Source organism: Williamsia sp. 1135, assembly GCF_002095395.1.
Classification (GTDB): domain Bacteria; phylum Actinomycetota; class Actinomycetes; order Mycobacteriales; family Mycobacteriaceae; genus Williamsia.
Window position 1 is genome coordinate 1 of the sequence record NZ_MJEI01000045.1, and the last position, 17,895, is coordinate 17,895.

Annotated in this window: 17 protein-coding genes and 2 pseudogenes; 11 read left to right on the forward strand and 8 right to left on the reverse strand. The window is 62.7% G+C overall.

Annotated elements, in window-relative coordinates; translation table 11 throughout:
* From BFL43_RS01365 to BFL43_RS01380, 4 genes are all read right to left on the reverse strand, one after another.
* Positions 1–798 (reverse strand): Na+/H+ antiporter NhaA (locus BFL43_RS01365; RefSeq protein ID WP_206186594.1); only part of this gene is annotated, 798 nt, incomplete at its 3' end.
* On the reverse strand, positions 791–2,014 hold the full coding sequence (locus BFL43_RS01370; RefSeq protein WP_240497989.1) for a glycosyltransferase family 87 protein: 1,224 nt from the start codon (positions 2,012–2,014) through the stop codon (positions 791–793). The genes BFL43_RS01365 and BFL43_RS01370, both read right to left, overlap by 8 nt.
* A gap of 303 nt (positions 2,015–2,317) precedes the next feature.
* Positions 2,318–2,725: a MerR family transcriptional regulator gene (locus BFL43_RS01375; RefSeq protein ID WP_084890050.1), complete on the reverse strand. Its 408-nt coding sequence runs from the start codon at positions 2,723–2,725 to the stop codon at positions 2,318–2,320.
* A gap of 23 nt (positions 2,726–2,748) precedes the next feature.
* Positions 2,749–4,209: a SulP family inorganic anion transporter gene (locus BFL43_RS01380; RefSeq protein ID WP_240497990.1), complete on the reverse strand. Its 1,461-nt coding sequence runs from the start codon at positions 4,207–4,209 to the stop codon at positions 2,749–2,751.
* A gap of 356 nt (positions 4,210–4,565) precedes the next feature.
* Between BFL43_RS01380 and BFL43_RS29700 the strand changes: the two genes are divergently transcribed.
* The 6 genes and pseudogenes from BFL43_RS29700 to BFL43_RS01405 all read left to right on the forward strand — a co-directional run bounded on the left by BFL43_RS29700 (position 4,566) and on the right by BFL43_RS01405 (position 8,654).
* A complete protein-coding gene (locus tag BFL43_RS29700; protein WP_276206079.1) occupies positions 4,566–5,033 on the forward strand; it encodes an MFS transporter in 468 nt (155 codons plus the stop codon).
* Positions 4,918–5,715: pseudogene (locus BFL43_RS01385) on the forward strand (MFS transporter); the annotation flags it as partial. The gene BFL43_RS29700 and the pseudogene BFL43_RS01385, both read left to right, overlap by 116 nt.
* A gap of 217 nt (positions 5,716–5,932) precedes the next feature.
* On the forward strand, positions 5,933–6,538 hold the full coding sequence (locus tag BFL43_RS01390) for a TetR/AcrR family transcriptional regulator (protein ID WP_084890053.1): 606 nt from the start codon (positions 5,933–5,935) through the stop codon (positions 6,536–6,538).
* Positions 6,539–6,775: 237 nt separating this feature from the next.
* Positions 6,776–7,156 carry a metalloregulator ArsR/SmtB family transcription factor gene (locus tag BFL43_RS01395; protein WP_084890056.1) on the forward strand — a complete coding sequence of 127 codons (381 nt, stop codon included), beginning with the start codon at positions 6,776–6,778 and terminating at the stop codon, positions 7,154–7,156.
* The gene (gene arsB / locus BFL43_RS01400; protein ID WP_084890057.1) at positions 7,153–8,238 is read left to right on the forward strand and encodes an ACR3 family arsenite efflux transporter; all 1,086 of its coding nucleotides are present in this window, start codon (positions 7,153–7,155) and stop codon (positions 8,236–8,238) included. The genes BFL43_RS01395 and arsB overlap by 4 nt, the downstream gene beginning before the upstream one ends.
* The gene (locus BFL43_RS01405) at positions 8,235–8,654 is read left to right on the forward strand and encodes a low molecular weight phosphatase family protein (protein ID WP_084890059.1); all 420 of its coding nucleotides are present in this window, start codon (positions 8,235–8,237) and stop codon (positions 8,652–8,654) included. Before arsB ends, BFL43_RS01405 begins: the two co-directional genes overlap by 4 nt.
* A gap of 50 nt (positions 8,655–8,704) precedes the next feature.
* On the opposite strand, the gene BFL43_RS01410 is transcribed toward BFL43_RS01405, so the two are convergent.
* Positions 8,705–9,196: an ArsI/CadI family heavy metal resistance metalloenzyme gene (locus BFL43_RS01410; protein ID WP_084890074.1), complete on the reverse strand. Its 492-nt coding sequence runs from the start codon at positions 9,194–9,196 to the stop codon at positions 8,705–8,707.
* 97 nt (positions 9,197–9,293) lie between these two features.
* Between BFL43_RS01410 and BFL43_RS01415 the strand changes: the two genes are divergently transcribed.
* Complete coding sequence (locus BFL43_RS01415) at positions 9,294–9,653, forward strand: Rv2640c family ArsR-like transcriptional regulator (RefSeq protein ID WP_084890062.1); 360 nt, start codon at positions 9,294–9,296, stop codon at positions 9,651–9,653.
* Between the two features lie 49 nt (positions 9,654–9,702).
* Here BFL43_RS01415 and BFL43_RS01420 read toward each other — a convergent pair whose 3' ends face one another.
* Positions 9,703–10,908 carry a cation:proton antiporter gene (locus BFL43_RS01420; protein ID WP_084890064.1) on the reverse strand — a complete coding sequence of 402 codons (1,206 nt, stop codon included), beginning with the start codon at positions 10,906–10,908 and terminating at the stop codon, positions 9,703–9,705.
* A gap of 333 nt (positions 10,909–11,241) precedes the next feature.
* On the opposite strand from BFL43_RS01420, the gene BFL43_RS01425 reads away from it, so the two are divergent.
* The 4 genes and pseudogenes from BFL43_RS01425 to BFL43_RS01440 all read left to right on the forward strand — a co-directional run bounded on the left by BFL43_RS01425 (position 11,242) and on the right by BFL43_RS01440 (position 15,044).
* Positions 11,242–12,546 carry a DUF2254 domain-containing protein gene (locus BFL43_RS01425; protein WP_084890066.1) on the forward strand — a complete coding sequence of 435 codons (1,305 nt, stop codon included), beginning with the start codon at positions 11,242–11,244 and terminating at the stop codon, positions 12,544–12,546.
* Between the two features lie 108 nt (positions 12,547–12,654).
* Positions 12,655–13,878 carry an IS21 family transposase gene (gene istA, locus BFL43_RS01430; RefSeq protein WP_084890075.1) on the forward strand — a complete coding sequence of 408 codons (1,224 nt, stop codon included), beginning with the start codon at positions 12,655–12,657 and terminating at the stop codon, positions 13,876–13,878.
* Positions 13,878–14,695 (forward strand): annotated as a pseudogene (istB, locus tag BFL43_RS01435) (IS21-like element helper ATPase IstB). Before istA ends, istB begins: the two are co-directional and overlap by 1 nt.
* Before the next feature lie 76 nt (positions 14,696–14,771).
* Positions 14,772–15,044 (forward strand): hypothetical protein, encoded by a 273-nt coding sequence (locus BFL43_RS01440; protein WP_143695010.1) that lies wholly within the window; start codon positions 14,772–14,774, stop codon positions 15,042–15,044.
* 216 nt (positions 15,045–15,260) lie between these two features.
* Here the strand turns inward: BFL43_RS01440 and BFL43_RS01445 are convergent, their stop codons facing one another.
* Positions 15,261–16,397 (reverse strand): hypothetical protein, encoded by a 1,137-nt coding sequence (locus BFL43_RS01445; protein ID WP_084890070.1) that lies wholly within the window; start codon positions 16,395–16,397, stop codon positions 15,261–15,263.
* Between the two features lie 100 nt (positions 16,398–16,497).
* Positions 16,498–17,739 carry an IS701 family transposase gene (locus tag BFL43_RS01450; protein WP_084889687.1) on the reverse strand — a complete coding sequence of 414 codons (1,242 nt, stop codon included), beginning with the start codon at positions 17,737–17,739 and terminating at the stop codon, positions 16,498–16,500.
* Positions 17,740–17,895 lie beyond the last annotated feature (156 nt).

A 17,895-nucleotide genomic window follows, 5' to 3' on the forward strand; every position in this document is an offset into this window, starting at 1 on the left:
GGCGGCTTTACTGCGCAGCACCGGAACGGTGAAGCCGAGGAGAACTCCGGCGACCGTCGCGTGTACGCCGGACTCGTGCACGAACACCCACGTCAACGTGGCCAGTGGAATCAACAGCCACCACGAGCGAATCCGGCGTTGCACGCAGAACGCGAACAACGCCAGTGGCAGGGCTGCCACCGCGAGCGCGGTCAGGTTGATGTCCTCGGTGTAGAACACGGCGATCACGGTGATCGCCAGCAGATCATCGACCACTGCCAGCGTGAGCAGGAACGTGCGCAGGGCAGCAGGCAGGTGGGTGGAGATGACAGCCAAGACCGCTACGGCGAAGGCGATATCGGTGGCCGTGGGGATTGCCCAGCCTTTCATGGCGCCGTCGCCGACGTGGGCGGTGAACGCAACGAAGATCACCGCCGGCACGATCATGCCGCCGACCGCAGCGGCGATCGGCAACGCTGCCCGGGCGGGGTCGCGCAGATCACCGGCGACGAACTCCCGTTTGAGTTCGAGGCCGACGACGAAGAAGAAGATCGCCAACAGGCCATCGGCAGCCCACGTCTCGAGCGAAAGATCCAGGTGCACGCCCAGGGCGTCGGTACCGACCTTCAACTCGCCGAGACTCGTGTATGCCTCCGACCAGGGGGAGTTGGCCCACACCAGGGCAATCACGGTCGCCACCAGCAGCAACGCGCCACCAACTGTTTCTTTGCGCAGGATGCTCGATACACGGGACGTCTCAGCCCAGGAGCCACGCGCGAAGAGCGCGCTACGGCGTGAGCGAGTGTTGTTGTCAGACATGGGGAATTACCTCACGTGGGTTTTCTGGGTTCTGCGGCGAGCGCGGTGTTGTGGTGCGCTCGAGGCGTCGTACATCCAGATGGCGGAAGAGCAGGACGAAGAACACGTTGGCCATCAGCAGCGACCAGCCCCAGGTGACCTTGGAGTATTCGAGGATGCGACCGAAGGCCTCCCAGCGCTGGGAGGCGAAGGTGTCAAACGACAGGCAGCCGTAGACGCCGAGCCACGCCGGCCACGCCTTCATCACCGACCCCGGGAGCAGCACGGTCATCAACAGGGGAAACAGCAGCATCGAGTAGTAGCCCTGTCCCAGCGATAACACCAGAAACGAGGTACCCAGCAGCACGCCGGAAGTGGTGGTCAGCCAGAGCAGTTCATTGCTGGTCCGGTAGTGCCGATAGAGGAACCACACTCCGAATGCGGCCATGCCAACGAAAGTGATCCGGAGCAGCAGGACAAGCCAGTGATCGACACCGAAGTAGACGCCATACCCCGACAACGAGCTGTTGTAGTAATCGCGGACCTCGAGTAGGTACGGCACGGTCCTGCGCACGAAGGCGTCGGGATCGACAGCCACGGGCCACGCGGCCGCGGTAAGTACTGCCGGGACTGCGAACGCGCCCGCGAAGACCTTCCACTGCCGGTTCAACAACGGCAGCAACAACAGCACCCCGAGCACGGGTTTGACCGCGAGCGTCAGCCCGAGCGGTACGCCGGCCCACCAATCTTTTCGTCGCAGCATCAACGTCATGAACACCAATTGACCCAGCAGGACAAAGGAATTGAAGTTCACGAAAATCAGTGTGTTGGCAACGCTTTCAGTCATGAACATCGCCAGCAGAGTGCCGGGCATGACAGGTGATGACAATGAGTAGCCGAACATGCGGACCAGCAACACCGCGCACCCGACCAATGCGAGCGCCGACGCGGCGATGAACAACCAGCGGGCCCGTTCAGGATCCAGATATCCCAGAGGGGCCATCACCAGCGAACCCGAGGGTGGGTAGAGATAGTGCGGATCAACGTTGGCGTAGTTTTCGATGTACACCGACTCACGTCGGAGAAAGGCCAGCGCCGCCCGGTACACCGGCGCGAAGTCATCGGTCCGGCTGCCGTTGACACCCAGGATCACCGATCTCTGCGGTACCAGAACCACCGCGATCGGCCACAGCACCAGCGCGACCACCCGGGCCCGGTCGAACCGAGGAAAAAGCACTCGATCGACACTGCTCGCAGAGACAGTCCGCCCACCGGGATTGTTTGTGGCCGACACGTCAGGCACGGTCGTACCGCCTCCACGCCAAAAATGGAACGGTGCAACGAGATTGAATATCCGGTGGGGTCACGCGGGTCCCTTATCCTCGGTCAGCAGCACATGACACGCATTCACCGCCGCCAGGACGGAAGCGAACGCGTGGCCGACCAGACTTCCCGGCACACCACGCATAACCTTACCGATCTCATCGGCGAGTTCCCAATCCACCAGGCTCAGAGAGCCCCAGGAAGCCGTGCTGTCGCGTTATTCGGGCGATGCGTAACGCGCGAGCTGAGTGGTGAGCTCACGGGCGTAGGCAAGTTGTTTGGTGAGCTTGGCGCATGCCTGTTCAGCCCGTGTGTGGTAGTCCGCCAGGTAGATCGCGGCCGTGGCCTGTTGCGCGTGTGTCGAAGTCGGCGCCGCAATGGTTTCGAGGGCCTGAAGCAATTCGCGCATCTCCTCGAGAGTGAAGCCGAGGGGCTTCATTCGGCGGATGGCCAACAAGCGGTCAACGTCGCTGATCGTGTACAGGCGAAATCCCCCGGCGGAGCGTGCCGATGGAGTGACAAGTCCGACCTCGTCGTAGTGGCGGATCGTTTTCACCGACAACTCTGTCCGTGCAGCGACCTCGCCGATCTGCAGGCGGTCGGCGTCGGTGTTGTCGGTGCTCACGGGGTGCCCTTTCGGCGATGCGGCTAATGCGAGCCGGTGAGTTGTCCGCTCAGCTGCTGGTGTCGCTGTGCGCTGTTGTCGTTCATACCAGTGATCGTCACCGTCTTGCCTTTGGCAGCGTATTTTGTGGTGATCGCGTCGAGTGAGGCCACAGTCGAGGCATCCCAGATGTGCGAGCGGCTCATGTCGATGACGATGTTGTCCGGGTCGCCGACATAGTCGAACTGGTAAACCAGATCGTTGCTGGAAGCGAAGAACAACTCACCCTCCACTGCATATACCCGAGTGTGCTCGTCCGGGTGGGCGATGTCGGTGACGGTGGTCAGGTGCGCGACCCGGCGCGCGAAGAGCACCATGGCAGCGACGACTCCCACCGCGACCCCGTAGGCCAGGTTGTGGGTGAGAACGGTGACCAGGACGGTCAGGGCCATGACCGTGGTCTCGCTCTTGGGCATATGTCGCAAGGTGCGCGGGGTGATGCTGTGCCAGTCCATGGTGCCCACCGCCACCATGATCATGACCGCCACCAGAGCGGCCATGGGGATCTTCGCGACGATGTCGCCCAGTCCCACAACAAGAATGAGTAGGAACACTCCGGAGAGGAGCGTGGAGATGCGGGTGCGTGCGCCGGAGACCTTCACGTTGATCATGGTCTGCCCGATCATCGCGCAGCCACCGAGGCCACCGAAGAAGCCGGTGACGACGTTGGCCACACCTTGCCCGGTGGCCTCGCGGGTTTTGTTGGAGTGGGTATCGGTGATGTCGTCCACGAACTTGGCGGTCATCAGCGATTCCAGGAGTCCGACGATCGCCATGGTGAAGGCGTACGGGGCGATGATCGTCAGGGTGTCGAGGGTCATCGGGACGTCGGGGATCAAGAATGCGGGCAGGCTCGAGGGCAGATCGCCCTCATCGCCGACATTGGGCACGCTGAACCCGAATGTCAGTGTGGCGGCCGTCGATAGTACGATAGCCACCAGCGGGGCTGGGACGATCGTGGAGAGTTTCGGAAGCAGCACCATGATGACGATGCCGATCGCCACCAGCGGGTACACCAGCCACGGCACGTCGATCAGGTGGGTGAGCTGAGAGATGAAGATCAGGATGGCCAGCGCATTGACGAAACCGACCATGACGCTGCGGGGGATGAACCGCATCAGCCGCGCGACCCCAAGGCCGCCCAAGACCACCTGGAAGATACCGGCGAGGATCACCGCGGCGATCAGGTAGTCCAGGCCGTGGCTCTCGACCAGTGGGGCGACGACCAGAGCGACGGCGCCGGTGGCAGCGGAGATCATGGCGCGGCGTCCGCCCACGATGGCGATCGTGACGGCCATGGTGAAGGACGCGAAGAGGCCGACCCGTGGGTCCACCCCTGCGATGATCGAAAACGAGATGGCTTCGGGGATCAGCGCCAAGGCCACCACGAGGCCGGCGAGGATCTCGGTTCGCAGCCGGCGTGGAGAGCGCAGCGCGGTAAGCACTGAGTGCTCATCGGCCGACGACTTCGATAGCAATGAGGGCAGGGGCACCTGCAAGCTCCGTTCTCGACATCACGACATGGTTCAGCCGTGATGACACTTGATCTCCGATACACGCGCCGTTGCGTGAAAAGTATTGTCCGAGTGTCTGATCTGTCACCGACGCGTGGGTTCGTAGGCGGTGGATGAAACTCGATTTGATCAACTCTACCCTTACCGGAGAGTAGAGTTGCAAATTGGATCCCGCCTCCGCGTGCCCGCATACACGCCATGCGCATCTCGGCATTTAACCCCTAAGTACGCGACGGATGGGCAATCTTCGTTTTGATACGCTTGTATCAAAACAAATGGGGGTAGCGATGGGCAGTCGGCGGTGGGCGCCGTTGTGGGTGGCCTCGAGTGCGCAGTTGATGCTGGTTCTCGATGTGTCGGTTATTAACGTGGCGCTGCCAAAGATCGAAGATGATCTCGGCATGGGCGCCGAATCGGTGCAGTGGGTCGCCAGCGCGTATGTCCTCGCGTTCGCCAGCGCATTGCTGGTCGGCGGGCGGTTTGCGGACGTCTTCGGCCTGCGACGAGTTTTGTTAGGTGGTCTGCTGATATTTGTCGCGGCGAGTGTGGTCGGAGGACTGGCCCACACGGGCGCGGCCGTGATCGCCGCCCGCGGCGTCCAAGGGATCGGCGCCGCCATCGCCTCCCGCGACCTTCACCGTGCTCACCCGGCACTATCCGGAAGGGCCGCTGCGAACAAAGGCAGTCGCAGTGTGGACCGCAATCAGCCTGGTCGGTGCAGGTGTGGGCAACATCCTGAGCGGACTGCTCACTGAATACGTCTCGTGGCGTGCGGTGTTGTTGATCAACGTGCCTCTCGGCGCGCTCGTGGCCGGCGCAGCGCTGTGGGTGATCACAGACCGGCACCGCCACCCTGGGAGCGGCATCGACGCGGCGGGTGCGTTCCTTGCCACCACGGGACTATGCGCAATTGCTTTGTCGGTCAGTCGGATCGAACATGCGTCGGCGTGGTCGACTGTCAGCTCCGCCGTCATTGGGGTCGCCGCCCTGATCACATTGTCAATCCAGCAGCGCAGCAGCAGGTTCCCAATCGTGCCGCCGGCGTTGCTGACCAACCGACCAGTGGTGATCGGGAACGTCCTGATGCTTGTGACCGGTGCCTGTTTTCAGCTTCCAGTGTGGCTGTTCCTGACCTATCTGATGCAGCGCAATCTTGGGTACTCCCCGCTGCAGGCGGGGTTGGCGTTCATCCCGCTCACACTGGTGACAATGGTGATAGGAGTGGTTCTGGCGCCGCGGGTAATGCGGCGCTACTCTCCCGGCGTAGTGATCGCGGCGGGGGCGCTCATCGCGGCGGCCGGGCTGTGCTGGCAGGCATGGGCGCCGCAGACCTCCTATGTGGCAGCGTTGTTCGGGCCCGCGATCGTGATAGGCGGAGGCGCAGGACTGTTGAACACCCCCGTGGGCACAGTGGTGACTAGCGGCGTCCGCCAGAGCGATGCCGGCGCCGCATCTGGCCTGATGAACACCAGCAAGCAGTTCGGTGGAGCTCTGGGCGTCACCACCCTGACTCCACTGACTGACGGGTTGCGCGTCTACACCACAGCGTTCCTCGCGATGGCTGCAATGATGGCTGCCGTAGCACTCATAGCACTGGCATGGGCGCGCGCTCCGCATTCCGCCCTCACCGCATCACAGTCAGGAGGTTCTCCGCATGCCCATGAAGGTCGATCACGAGCAACGTCGGAGGCAGATCATTGCCGGTCTGCTCACCGTGGCCGCGAACGACGGGCTGCACCAGGTCACGATGCGCTCGGCGGCTCAGGCTGCCGGCGTATCACTTCGGCTGGTGCAGTACTACTTCGGGTCCAAAGCACAGCTCCTGCACGCTGCGCTGGTGTACTTGGAACAACAGAGCACCGAGCGCTGGAATGAACGGATGAACACCCTGCCCCCCGACGCCGGATGCAGAGCGCGCCTCGAAGCCTACTTCGACGAAGCACTACCCACCGACGACGCCAGCCGCGCCTTTCACATCGTCTTCAGTGCCTACACAGCCTTGGCCATGACCGACCCCAGCCTTGCCCGCCAACCCTTCGTCGACGGACCCCGCCGGATACAACAACACATCGCAGCCATACTGACCCGCGCGCTCCAGGACGGACAACTCCCGCCGACGGTTGACCCGGATACCGAAGCCGCACGGATGGTTGCCTTCGAACACGGCCTCGGGGCAGGCATCCTCATAGGTCAACACACCAGTGACGACGCAGCCAGTTTGGTCCGATACCACCTCGATCGCATATTCGACAATCGATAGTCCACCCACGCGTCGTTTTTCGTCCGTTCCACGATCAGTCGAGTCCGCTCGAGCAGCGCAGATACATGCCACAGGCCTTCTCTTGATCACCTCAGGTGCTATCGGTGTCGCGCTCGCCAACATTCCTGTCTCAGACAATCGCCCTAGCGCCGGTTGCAATCCGACTCAGCGGCCACCCTCTTGGGATGCAAGAACTGTTCATTTGACCACTGATTCGGTAACCGTCAATATAGACAAATGTCGAATCAACATGCGGAGCCTGACGCTCCGTGCTGCACGCCCCTGGTGCGCGAGCCACTGACCGAGGACTGGGCCGGCGATCTGGCCCGCATGTTCAAAGCTCTCGGGGACCCGGTGCGTTTGCGGTTGCTGAGCTTGGTGGCCAGCCACGAAGGCGGCGAGGCCTGCGTCTGCGACATCTCCGACTCCTTCGACCTGTCTCAGCCCACCATCTCCCACCACCTCAAAGTGCTACGGTCGGCGGGCCTGCTGGACTGCCAGCGCCGCGGGACGTGGGTCTACTACTGGGTGATTCCCGCTGCCCTGCAACAACTCTCCGCTGTCCTCGGAGAACCCGCCATCGCTTTGCGGGCCCCTTCGGACGAGGTGTCGCCATGAGCACCGCCACCGGCCAGCCGGCCGTTGTCGGCAAACTCTCCACACTGGACCGCTACCTGCCGGTGTGGATCGGTGTGGCCATGGTCGCCGGACTGCTGCTGGGCCGGGTGATTCCGGGCCTGGACGACGTGGTGAGCGCGGTCGAGATCGACGGCATCTCGTTGCCGATCGCGATCGGTTTGCTAATCATGATGTACCCGGTCCTTGCGAAGGTTCGCTATGACCGCCTCGACACTGTCACCGGAGACCGCAAACTACTGCTCGGGTCGCTGGCACTGAACTGGGTTCTCGGGCCGGCCCTGATGTTCGCCCTGGCCTGGATCATGCTGCCCGACCTGCCGGAGTATCGGACCGGACTGATCATTGTCGGCCTGGCCCGGTGCATCGCGATGGTCATCATCTGGAACGACCTGGCCTGCGGTGACCGTGAAGCCGCAGCCGTGCTGGTGGCGATCAACTCGGTCTTCCAAGTCGTCATGTTCGCCGTCCTGGGCTGGTTCTACCTCTCGGTTCTGCCGGGCTGGCTCGGCCTGGAACAGACCACCATCGACGCCTCTCCCTGGCAGATCGCCAAGTCCGTCCTGATCTTCCTGGGCATCCCGCTGTTGGCCGGGTTCTTGACCCGCCGCTACGGCGAAAAAGCCAAGGGCCGCAGTTGGTATGAGGAAAATTTCTTGCCCCGTATCGGCCCGTGGGCGCTGTACGGATTGCTGTTCACCATCGTCATCCTGTTCGCACTGCAAGGCGATCAGATCACCTCCAAACCCTGGGACGTGGTGCGCATCGCTCTGCCGCTGCTGGTGTACTTCGCGATCATGTGGGGCGGCGGCTACGCCCTCGGCGCGGTGATGGGTCTCGGGTACGAGCGCACCACCACCCTCGCGTTCACTGCCGCGGGCAACAACTTCGAACTCGCGATCGCCGTCGCGATCGCCACCTACGGCGTCACCTCCGGGCAAGCCCTCGCCGGTGTCGTGGGGCCTTTGATCGAAGTCCCTGTTCTGGTCGGGTTGGTGTACGTCTCTCTAGACCTGCGTAAACGTTTCACCCCCCATTCCCCGACTGGATCCGAGGCACGATGACCAAGACACCACAAGTACTGTTCGTCTGCGTCAGTAACCGCGGCAAATCGGTGATGGCACAGGGATTGTCGAACAAGGTCGCCGAATCGGCGATCACCGCATCATCAGCCGGCACCGACGCCGCCATCGGCAAACATGTCAACGACATCTCGGCAGAGGTGCTCGCCGAAATCGGCGTGGACATCAGCGACCATAACCCCCGTCAGCTCACCGACGACCTGATGCGCGCCGCCGACATCACCGTCGTACTCGGCACCTCTGCGAAAGTAGTTGCACCTGACGGCGTCATCGTCGAGGTTTGGAAGACCGATGAACCGTCGCAGCGGGGTATCGACGGCATCGAGCGCATGCGCCTGATACGCGACGACATCGCCGCCCGAATCAACGACTTGACCACGCGGCTGACCACACCCTGAGTAGTCGGCGGGCCCCAGGACGCCAGGACCCACCGACACCGGCAGGTACTTCAGCAGCAGGCCGACGAGGTCGTGCCCGGTGCAGTCTGAACTGCTTCCGTGCCGCCCGCGGACCCACAACACACCGAGGACTCGGTACCGTTGTCTCTCAACAAGTCAGGGCTCGCGCCAAACGTGTCGGAATCAGCGAGCACGGTATAGACCTCCCATTTCTCCCCAGCCGGTCCGGTCACCCACACTTTGTCCTGGGTGGCAAAACAACACGTCGCGTTGATCTCTTCCTCGCTGAACAGACCCTCGTCGCTGAGCCGGGCGATCTCCGAATGCACATTCTCGCTGGACTGCACTTCCACCCCGAGGTGGTTGACCGTGCCGCCGCGGCCTGGGTTCTCCAGCAGCACCAGTTTCAGTGGCGGCTCGGCGACGGCAAAGTTCGCGTAGCCCGGCTTGCGTTTGGCCGGAGCCACATTGAACAACTTCGAATAGAACTCGATCGCCTGATCAAGATCGTCGACGTTGAGCGCCAATTGCATACGGGACATGACTACCTCCACCTGTGAGACATACATCGAACTACCGTCGCCACTCAGAGTGCCGACCTCTTCGACATATGTCAATACCGTCGGTAGTATCCATGTCATGCCCAAGACGTTGCCGGTGATCGATATGACCGCACCCATCTGCTGTGCACCGGTGTCGGCCTCCCCGATGGATGATGATGCGGCCCTACAGGTGGCACTGCGGCTCAAGGCACTGGCCGATCCGGTTCGGATCAAGCTGATGTCGATCTTGCTCACCGACGACGCGGGCGAGGTCTGCACCTGCGATCTCGCCACTGCTGTCGGACTGTCCGAGCCCACCGTCAGTCATCACCTCGGGCAGCTCAAGAAGGCGGGCATGGTTCGACCGGAACGTCGCGGAATGAACGTCTTCTATAGCGCCCACAACGACGCGCTGCAGGCGTTGCGACAAGTTCTGGACCCGGCCTGCTGCCGTTAGCCACGTCGCAATCTTGCCGCGCACATCCGTGCCGGTCGGCCTGACGCCGTCAACGCTCGGCGGGCAGCGGTTCCTCGACTTCACCGCGGCCGAGAAGGGTTGCGGTGAGCGGCAGGATGAGCACGGTGATTGCTCCGGCGGCGACCAGTATCGACGCGTTCGACGGTGTCATCGGTCCGGCGTCGACCGCGACGGTGGTCACCGCGACTATCAACGGCAGACCCGTGGTGGAGTAGAGCGCGATCTGCGTGCGCTGACGGACAGTGAATGCCCTGGCGCCGTCGACCTTTTCGAAACGCGTGGAAATGAAGACAGGCAGTCCGCGGACCAGCAAAAGCATCACGATTGCCAGTACGAGCAGGAGCGGTCTGTTCAGCACGCTTTCGACATCGATGTTCATACCGGAGGTGACGAAGAAGACCGGGATGAGCAGACCGAACGCCAGCCCGGCCAACTTCGTCTCTAAACCCTCATGACCATGAGGAAGTGTCCGGCGCAGGATGAATCCCGCGGCGAACGCACCGATGATGATGTCGATCTGAAATGTTGCTGCCAGAGTCACCAAGCCGACGAGCAGTAACACCGTCAGCCGCACCTGGGTCTGGGACGTCGTGTCTGCGCCACGTCGAATGGTTCCGGCCAGACGAGAGTCGGGTTTGCCGATGCGTCCCGGCAGCATCGCGACGACGACCGCAGCGAGCCCGAACACAACTAGTACGAGCAGCGAACCCGCGGGGTCTCTCACTCCCAGCAGTATCGCCATCGCCAGCACCGGGCACAGTTCACCCACCGCGCCATGATTGAGAATGGTCTTGCCCAGACGAGTCTCGATCAAGCCCCGCTCGGCGAGAATCGGCAACAGCGTCCCGATCGCCGTGGACGTCAGAGCGATGGCTGTCGCCACCTCGGCTCTGATCGTCATCACTTGGGCCAGCCCAAAATTGGCACCGAAAGCAATTGCCAGGCAACATATCCAGGTGATGAACGCTCGGCGACCACCGCTGCCGACGAGTTCACGCTGATCCAGCTCGTAACCGGCGAGCAAGAAGAGCAGACCTAGTCCGAGTTCTTGCAACATGTCGATACCCGGCGAGAACTCTGCGATTCCGAATCCGAACGGACCGATGACTATGCCCGCGACGAGAAGAACAACAACTTCGGGAACCAGCCGTTTCGGCACCGTGGATGCCAGGATCGGCGCGAAGGCTGCCGCAAGCACGATCCAGAACAGCGATTGCGCGACATCAACATTCATCGGTGTACCCACACGGTGCGCGTAAGTGTGACCGGACAATTGGTGACCCCACGCAACGACCGCGAGGAATGACAGCGAGTTCGCACGAGAATCGTCATCGGCATATCTTTCTGCGGAGGCTCATTCGGGTGTGGTCACACACCGATGGTGCGCGAAGTCTAGCTCTGGAGCAGGCCGGGGGTAACGGTTCACAGCTGAGCCGGCAACAAGTCATCCAGGATGGATGAGGCCCGGGCGCATTCAGGTTTCTAGTCTTTAACAGGACGCAACCGACGACGGCGAGGGGCCGATGGCAGCACTGTTCGGAGCGCATCCGCACCCAGGTGTTCCCCGGTGAAAGTCACCGGACGGCGCGGTGAGGCGTGGCGCGAGTCGGTGGGCGGCGTGATGTGGGTGCTGCCCGTCACCGCCATGGCACTCGCTTTGCTGGCGGGGGCAGGGCTCTCACAGGTCGATGTTCCGGAGTCGTCGCGTTATGACTGGATCGTATTTCAGGGAACAAGCGATGACGCCCGAGCACTGCTGATCGGCATCTCGGCCACCATCATCACGGTCATCGCGCTCATCCTCGGTTTGACCGTGGTGGCCCTTCAGCTCTCATCGACTCAGTACTCTCCGCGCATTGTCCGGAACTTTCTGCGAGACAGACCCAATCAGATTGTGCTCAGTGTTTTCGTCGCCACCTTCACCTATTCCGCTGCCGGGCTGTACACGGTCGGGGTCTCGGAGGGAGGTCGAACTGACGCGTTTCCGAGAGCTGCGGTGTCCGGTGCGATCGGCCTTCTCTTTCTGAGCCTCATCGCTCTGGTCTACGAGGTCCATCACATTTCGCACTCGATGCAGATCGACGAGATCATGCGACGGATCAGCCGTAACACCGCCACCATCATCAACTCCGAGCTCCCCGTCGGGCAGATCGACAACGTGGCGTCGGCCGTGCCCCCATGGGCTGCCACGATCACCGCTCGGCATTCGGGATACATGCAGACCATCCACCCGGATGCGGCCGGAAGTCTCGGCCACACCGCCACGCATATCCAGTTCCTGGCCGCTGTGGGAACACATGTGGTCCGCGGTTCGCCGCTGGCCCGAGTGTGGCGCGACACCGACCGTGAGTACTCGATCGGCACCAGCGCGGGTGTCGTCAGCGGATGCGTCCGGATCGGGAACGAACGAACACTGCAGCAAGACGTCGCGTTCGGCATCAGGCAACTGGTCGACATCGCCGCCAAGGCACTGTCGCCCGCGATCAATGACCCCTATACCGCCGTACAGGTGATAGACCAACTCGCCACGGTCCTGGCAAATCTCGCCACCCGTAGTTTGGGCCCTGTGGTCGCCCGTCTCGGCGCCGACGGATCCGTCACGGTGCCGGCACGAGACTTCGAGGAGTATCTCGACTTGGCATGCGGACAGATACGGCGTTACGGCGCCCACGAACCAGCTGTCGCAGTTGCTTTGGTACGGGCGCTCACCGCGGTCGCGCATTGTCTTGATGGTGAGGCGACAGGCCGACGTACAGCAGTCGACCGCCAGTTGACTCTGATCGTCGAGGACGCCCGACGCAGGACAGCCCAACCCGATGATCTGACGCTCGTCGAGCGGGAGGCCGCTCACCTCAGGTCGCTGCTGCCGTAGCCGGTTCCGGTTGATCACCGACCACAAGCTGTCGGCTCCGGTCGAAAACTGAGCATGTGATCCGGTCGAAAAGTGAGCACTCGTCTAGAGGATTGAGGAGTGATCACGGTGGAGGATTGGGCGTTGATTCGTCGGTTGTATGGCTCGGAGGGGATGTCGAAGGCCCAGATTGCGCGGCAGTTGGGGTTGTCGCGGAACACGGTGGCCAAGGCGGTGACGTCGTCGGGGCCGCCGCAGTATGAGCGGGCTCGTCCGGCAGGGTCGGCGTGGTCGATTGCTGAGCCGTCGGTGCGGGCGTTGTTATCGAGGTATCCGTCGATGCCGGCGACGGTGATCGCCGAGCGGATCGGGTGGTCTGGGGGCCGGTCGTGGTTCGCTGAGAACGTGGCCCGGGTCCGCCCGGAGTACGCGCCGGCTGATCCGGCGGACCGGTTGGTGCATCTGCCCGGCGAACAGATCCAGTGCGATCTGATGTTTCCGGGGGCTTTGGTTCCTGATCATGGCGGGGTGTTGCGGTCGTTTCCGGTGTTGGTGATGGTCGCGACGTATTCGCGGTTCATCGCCGCGGTGATGCTTCCCTCGCGAGTCACCGGTGACCTGTTGGCTGGGATGTGGGTGTTGCTCTCGGAGTCGTTCGGTGCAGTCCCGCGAACCATGTTGTGGGACAACGAGGCAGGTATCGGTCGGCGCGGGAAACTCGTCACCGGTGTGCCAGGTTTCTGCGGGACGTTGGCCACGAAACTGATCCAGGCCCCACCGTATGACCCGGAAACCAAGGGTGTCGTCGAACGCGCCAACGGATATCTACGGTCCTCATGCCTACCGGGACGTGCCTTCGATTCACCGACTGATTTCAATACTCAACTCGGCGAATGGCTTTCGATAGCCAACACCCGGACTCATCGGGTCACACGGGCCCGGCCTGTTGATGGGCTCGTTGTTGATCGGGCGGCGATGGCGCCGCTGCCACCGGTGGGTCCGACGGTCGGTTCAACAGTCACGACCCGGTTGGGCCGGGACTATTACGTGAGTGTCGGAGGGTCGGCGTATTCGGTGCACCCTGACGGGATCGGTCGGTTGATCACCGTCACCTCGAGCCTGGAGCGGGTGCGGGTGCGGGTGTTCTGTGATCACCGTCTGCTCGCTGATCACGACCGGACCTGGGGCGCAGGCGCTCTGGTGACCGACCCGACACATGTTGAGGCCGCGAAACAGCAACGTAGGCAGTATAACTCGACCCATCGAGACGCGAAGCCTGTGGTTGGTGACGTGGTGGAAGTTGCTGATCTCGGCGCCTACGACACCGTGTTCGGGACCGGGGAGGTCGCGTGATGGCCACCCGATCCGCGGCCACACCGCCCCCGAGCGAGGCCGACAAACTCATCGCCCATCACGCCCGCGCATTGAAAGCGCCGCGGATCGCGGACGAATATCGACGGCTCGCCGAGCACGGACGTAGCGCCGACTGGACGCTCGAGGACTACCTCGCCGCGGTGCTCGCCGTCGAGACCAACGCCCGTGCCGAGTCCGGTGCCCGGCTTCGGATCAAGGGTGCCGGCTTTCCTGCGATCAAAACGGTCACCGATTTCGACTTCACCGCCCAACCCGGCATCGACCGCGCCCAGATCGCACGGCTCGAAGGCGGTGGTTGGCTTGCCGAGGCCCGCAACGTGGTGCTCCTCGGGCCGCCGGGGACCGGTAAAACGCACCTCGCCACCGCGCTCGGTATTGCCGCCGCCCACGCTGGTCATCGGGTGGCGTTCGCCTCGGCCACGGGTTGGATCACTCGACTGGCGCAGGCACATCAGTTGGGACGCTTGGATTCTGAGTTGAAGAAGATATCCCGTATCGGGTTGATCGTGATCGACGAGGTCGGCTACATCCCGTTCGATACCGACGCCGCGAACCTGTTCTTCCAACTCGTCTCCAGCCGGTATGAGAAGTCGTCGATCATCTTGACGTCGAACCTCCCTTCGCCCGCTGGGGCGACGTGTTCGGCGAAGCGACCATCGCCTCAGCAATGATCGACCGCATCGTCCACCACGCTGACGTCCTCGCGCTCAAAGGCACCAGCTACCGCATCAAACACACCGCGATCGAGTCATTGCCTTCCGTCACCGCCGACCGTGAGGCAGAATCGACCACGTAAACCTGCTCACTTTTCGACCGGACTAACAGCTCACTTCTGGACCGGAGCCGACACGTGCACCCGCCAGTCTCAGATGATGGCAAAGATGTCGTCTATCAAACGCAGCATGGACGACGATCCCGCCTACGCGGCCGCCATGACCATGCCAAAGCTGGTCGCATACGTCCACGCCCACCCACACATCGATATCGACGTCGTCGGTGCGGGCGAAGACTGTCGGCTGGTCTTCGACCCTTCGCCAGCACGTCGTTTTCAGATCCTGAAATTGCTCGATGATGATTTCCTGCGATCGGTACTTACCGAGCGGGAATATGAAGCGGGCTCAAAGGTGCAGACGATCCAAAACTGACACAGCTGCGGATCGCACCAAGTATCCGCGCCGACCGGTGTTGAGCCGCCCAGATCATTGGTCAGCCGCGCAATCGCAGCTAATGCGAGTGTCGCGTTTAGCGCGCGACACGGCAGAAGCAATTCATCGACGGTAGCCCGCTTATCGAACGCCTCACTTTGTACAACGTCCGAGGGAAACAGCTGGCTTTCCCGTGACCACGAACGCTGAGGATCGTCACAGCTGACCGCGGTGGTCGACGATTTGTTGCAGCGCGCGGAGCGCCGCGTCGGTGCAGTCGATTGGCGGCCCGGCCGGCCGCAGTCCCGAACCACTGTCGTTGACGTCAAACCATTGGGCCAACATTGCCACAAAGTCGACGGCGATGATCTGCACCACGATGCCCTCGTAACCGTCGCCGACTTCGATGTGGCCGGCAAGGCGATCGGCGACGTAGGGCTGGCTGGCCTGCCCAGTACCGGGGGTGCGGGAGCGCTGCAGCCGGGGCCGCAGCAGGTTTCCGGCGCGAGTCACTCGCCCGGCCTTCGTTGAGGCATATCGAGTCTTGACCTCGTACGCGATGAGTTCGCCGTCGACGACTGCGAGGAGGTCCAGGTCCTGGCGGGTCCCGTCGCGAGGCAGCCTGGCATCCCCCATCGCGACGAGGGTGGCGTCGAGGTTCTCGGTGAGTAGCACGGCGGCGGTTTCCTCCCCCAGCCCTCCGATTTGGGCGTTGGTGGCACCGGGCAGCACAATGCTCATCTCACGCCGGGCCTCGGTGGAATCGAATCGGTTCCTGAACCTGTGCACCGCGACGTCGCTGGCGGTGGCCACTCCCAGGTCGATGAAGCCTGGGACGTCGGTGTCGTCGATGTAGTGGGTCCGGGCGAACATCAGCGTGTCAGGGGCACCGGCCACGGCGGCGCGTTCCAGCGCACGGTAGCCGCGACCGTCGCGTGACCAGCCACGGTTAAGTGCACGGTCCTGGACGAACAAGTTCGGCCCGTACTGTCCGCCGCCGGTGTATGGAATGAGATGACCACGATCCACTGGCCGCCCAGCGAATAGGTCGGGCAGTGGGTAGCCCCGCTGGTAAGCCACGTCGCGGACCTCATGAGGCCGTTCTGGGCGCCCCACCGCCAGCAGAGTCCGGTCGGCGTGCGAGGTGCCGGCCAATGCAAACAGAAACGTGACCGGGCCGTCGTCGAATTCGACCACCGATCCCGGACTGGCGCCGCGGCAATGCTCCTCCGCCACCGACTGCATCAGCCGGTCGATCAGCACCTGGTGTTCGATCAAACCGATGCCGCACCGGGCCGTTGCGATCAGATCCGCGTACTGACCGTCCGGTATGTCGTTGAGTTGCCACGTCATGCTCTTGTCCCCGTGAATCGAGAGCGCGCAAACGTTCGTTGAACGCTCGATCCGCCCCCACACCGGATACGCCACCTAGTACTACAGCCGTAGATAGGGTTCATTGTTGTTGTGACCTGCGTTGATAGTGGTGTTGTCGGGCTCGGTATTGGTGTTTTCGTCGCCAGAGTGACCAGCGGAGGGGGTCAGCGATGGCATGCAGTGGTGTGAGGACGAGGATCGTGAAGAGTTTGCGGAACTCGTTGACCGACAACCGGATCAGTCCAGGTTCTGAGGGTTGGGCCAGGCGTTCAGTGGCGGTATGCACGGCCAGGAAGGCGTGCGCAGCCATGACCAAGGTAATCCAGCGGTGCCAGGACGTCCACGTCCGCACTTGATGCTGATCCAGACCGGTCAGGCCTTTGCCGCTCTGGAACGATTCCTCGACCGTCCACCGCCGCCCGGCGACTCGGACGTACTGGTTCAGCGGCACCGGTGCCGGGCTGTAGCAGCGATAGAAGGCGAGCTCGCCGGAGCTATCGTTGCGCCGCACCAACACGTGACAGAGGCCAACATCGGGACGCTCGGTGGTCGCGATCAAGGCCCAGGAGTACCAGCGGTGTCCTTTGCTACCGGCGCCGGCAGACATCTTGTGCCAGGACCGCGGCGGTAGATTCTCAGCAAGGGCATCGACCCGGATCTTCCCGGCGGCTGTGGGGACCTGCCGATTGCATCCGACGGCCAGGACGTAGCCGATCTGTCTGTTGTGCAACGCTTTTCGTAGGTTCGGGTCTGCGCCGTACACTTCATCGCCAGCGACCCACGAGGCCGGAACGTCGGCGTCGAGGGCCGCCTCGACCAGCGTGGTTGCCAGGGCTGGTTTGGTAGCGAACTCGACCGTGTCAGGGACCCCGGCCTTGGTCCTTCGCTGCGGGTCGGTGGCCCAGGTGTGCTGCGGCAGGTACAGCGCTCGGTCGATCAGGGTGTGTCCGCGAGCGGCGGCGTAGGTCAGGTAGACCGCGACCTGACAGTTCTCCGTGCGTCCGGCGGTTCCGGTGTACTGGCGTTGTACCCCAACGGTGTTGGTGCCCTTCTTCAAGTCGCCGGTCTCATCAACGACAAGCACCGCATCAGGGTCGGCCAGGTGGTCGATGACATAGCTGCGAACGTCATCGCGGACCAGATCAGCGTCCCATTTAGCGCGGGACAGCAAGTGCTGCAGTCGGTCAGGGGTGCCATGGCCCGATAGTTCGGCGATAGTCCAGCAGTTCTTGGAACCTATATCGGCCAGCAAACCCAGCACCAGCGCACCGGCGTTGCGTCGTGCTTCGACCCGCGCGAACCGCGACGAGAACGACTCCAACAACCCATCCAGGCCCGCATGCCACCGCTCATGGTCTACCCTCAGTGCTGCGGTTGCCGCAGCTGATCTGGATGTCTTCACAAACTCGAGATCATGCCGCGGCAACCGCGCCTACCAGCGCAAACACGCCGAAACTACCTATCTACGGCTGTAGTA

Bases quoted from the DNA above. Each gene is read 5' to 3' on its own strand.
- BFL43_RS29700 (WP_276206079.1), top strand. From the start codon at position 4,566: ATGGGCAGTCGGCGGTGGGCGCCGTTGTGGGTGGCCTCGAGTGCGCAG.
- BFL43_RS01390 (WP_084890053.1), top strand. From the start codon at position 5,933: ATGCCCATGAAGGTCGATCACGAGCAACGTCGGAGGCAGATCATTGCC.
- BFL43_RS01395 (WP_084890056.1), top strand. From the start codon at position 6,776: ATGTCGAATCAACATGCGGAGCCTGACGCTCCGTGCTGCACGCCCCTG.
- arsB (WP_084890057.1), top strand. From the start codon at position 7,153: ATGAGCACCGCCACCGGCCAGCCGGCCGTTGTCGGCAAACTCTCCACA.
- BFL43_RS01405 (WP_084890059.1), top strand. From the start codon at position 8,235: ATGACCAAGACACCACAAGTACTGTTCGTCTGCGTCAGTAACCGCGGC.
- BFL43_RS01410 (WP_084890074.1), bottom strand. From the start codon at position 9,196: ATGTCCCGTATGCAATTGGCGCTCAACGTCGACGATCTTGATCAGGCG.
- BFL43_RS01415 (WP_084890062.1), top strand. From the start codon at position 9,294: ATGCCCAAGACGTTGCCGGTGATCGATATGACCGCACCCATCTGCTGT.
- BFL43_RS01420 (WP_084890064.1), bottom strand. From the start codon at position 10,908: ATGAATGTTGATGTCGCGCAATCGCTGTTCTGGATCGTGCTTGCGGCA.
- BFL43_RS01440 (WP_143695010.1), top strand. From the start codon at position 14,772: ATGGCAAAGATGTCGTCTATCAAACGCAGCATGGACGACGATCCCGCC.
- BFL43_RS01445 (WP_084890070.1), bottom strand. From the start codon at position 16,397: ATGACGTGGCAACTCAACGACATACCGGACGGTCAGTACGCGGATCTG.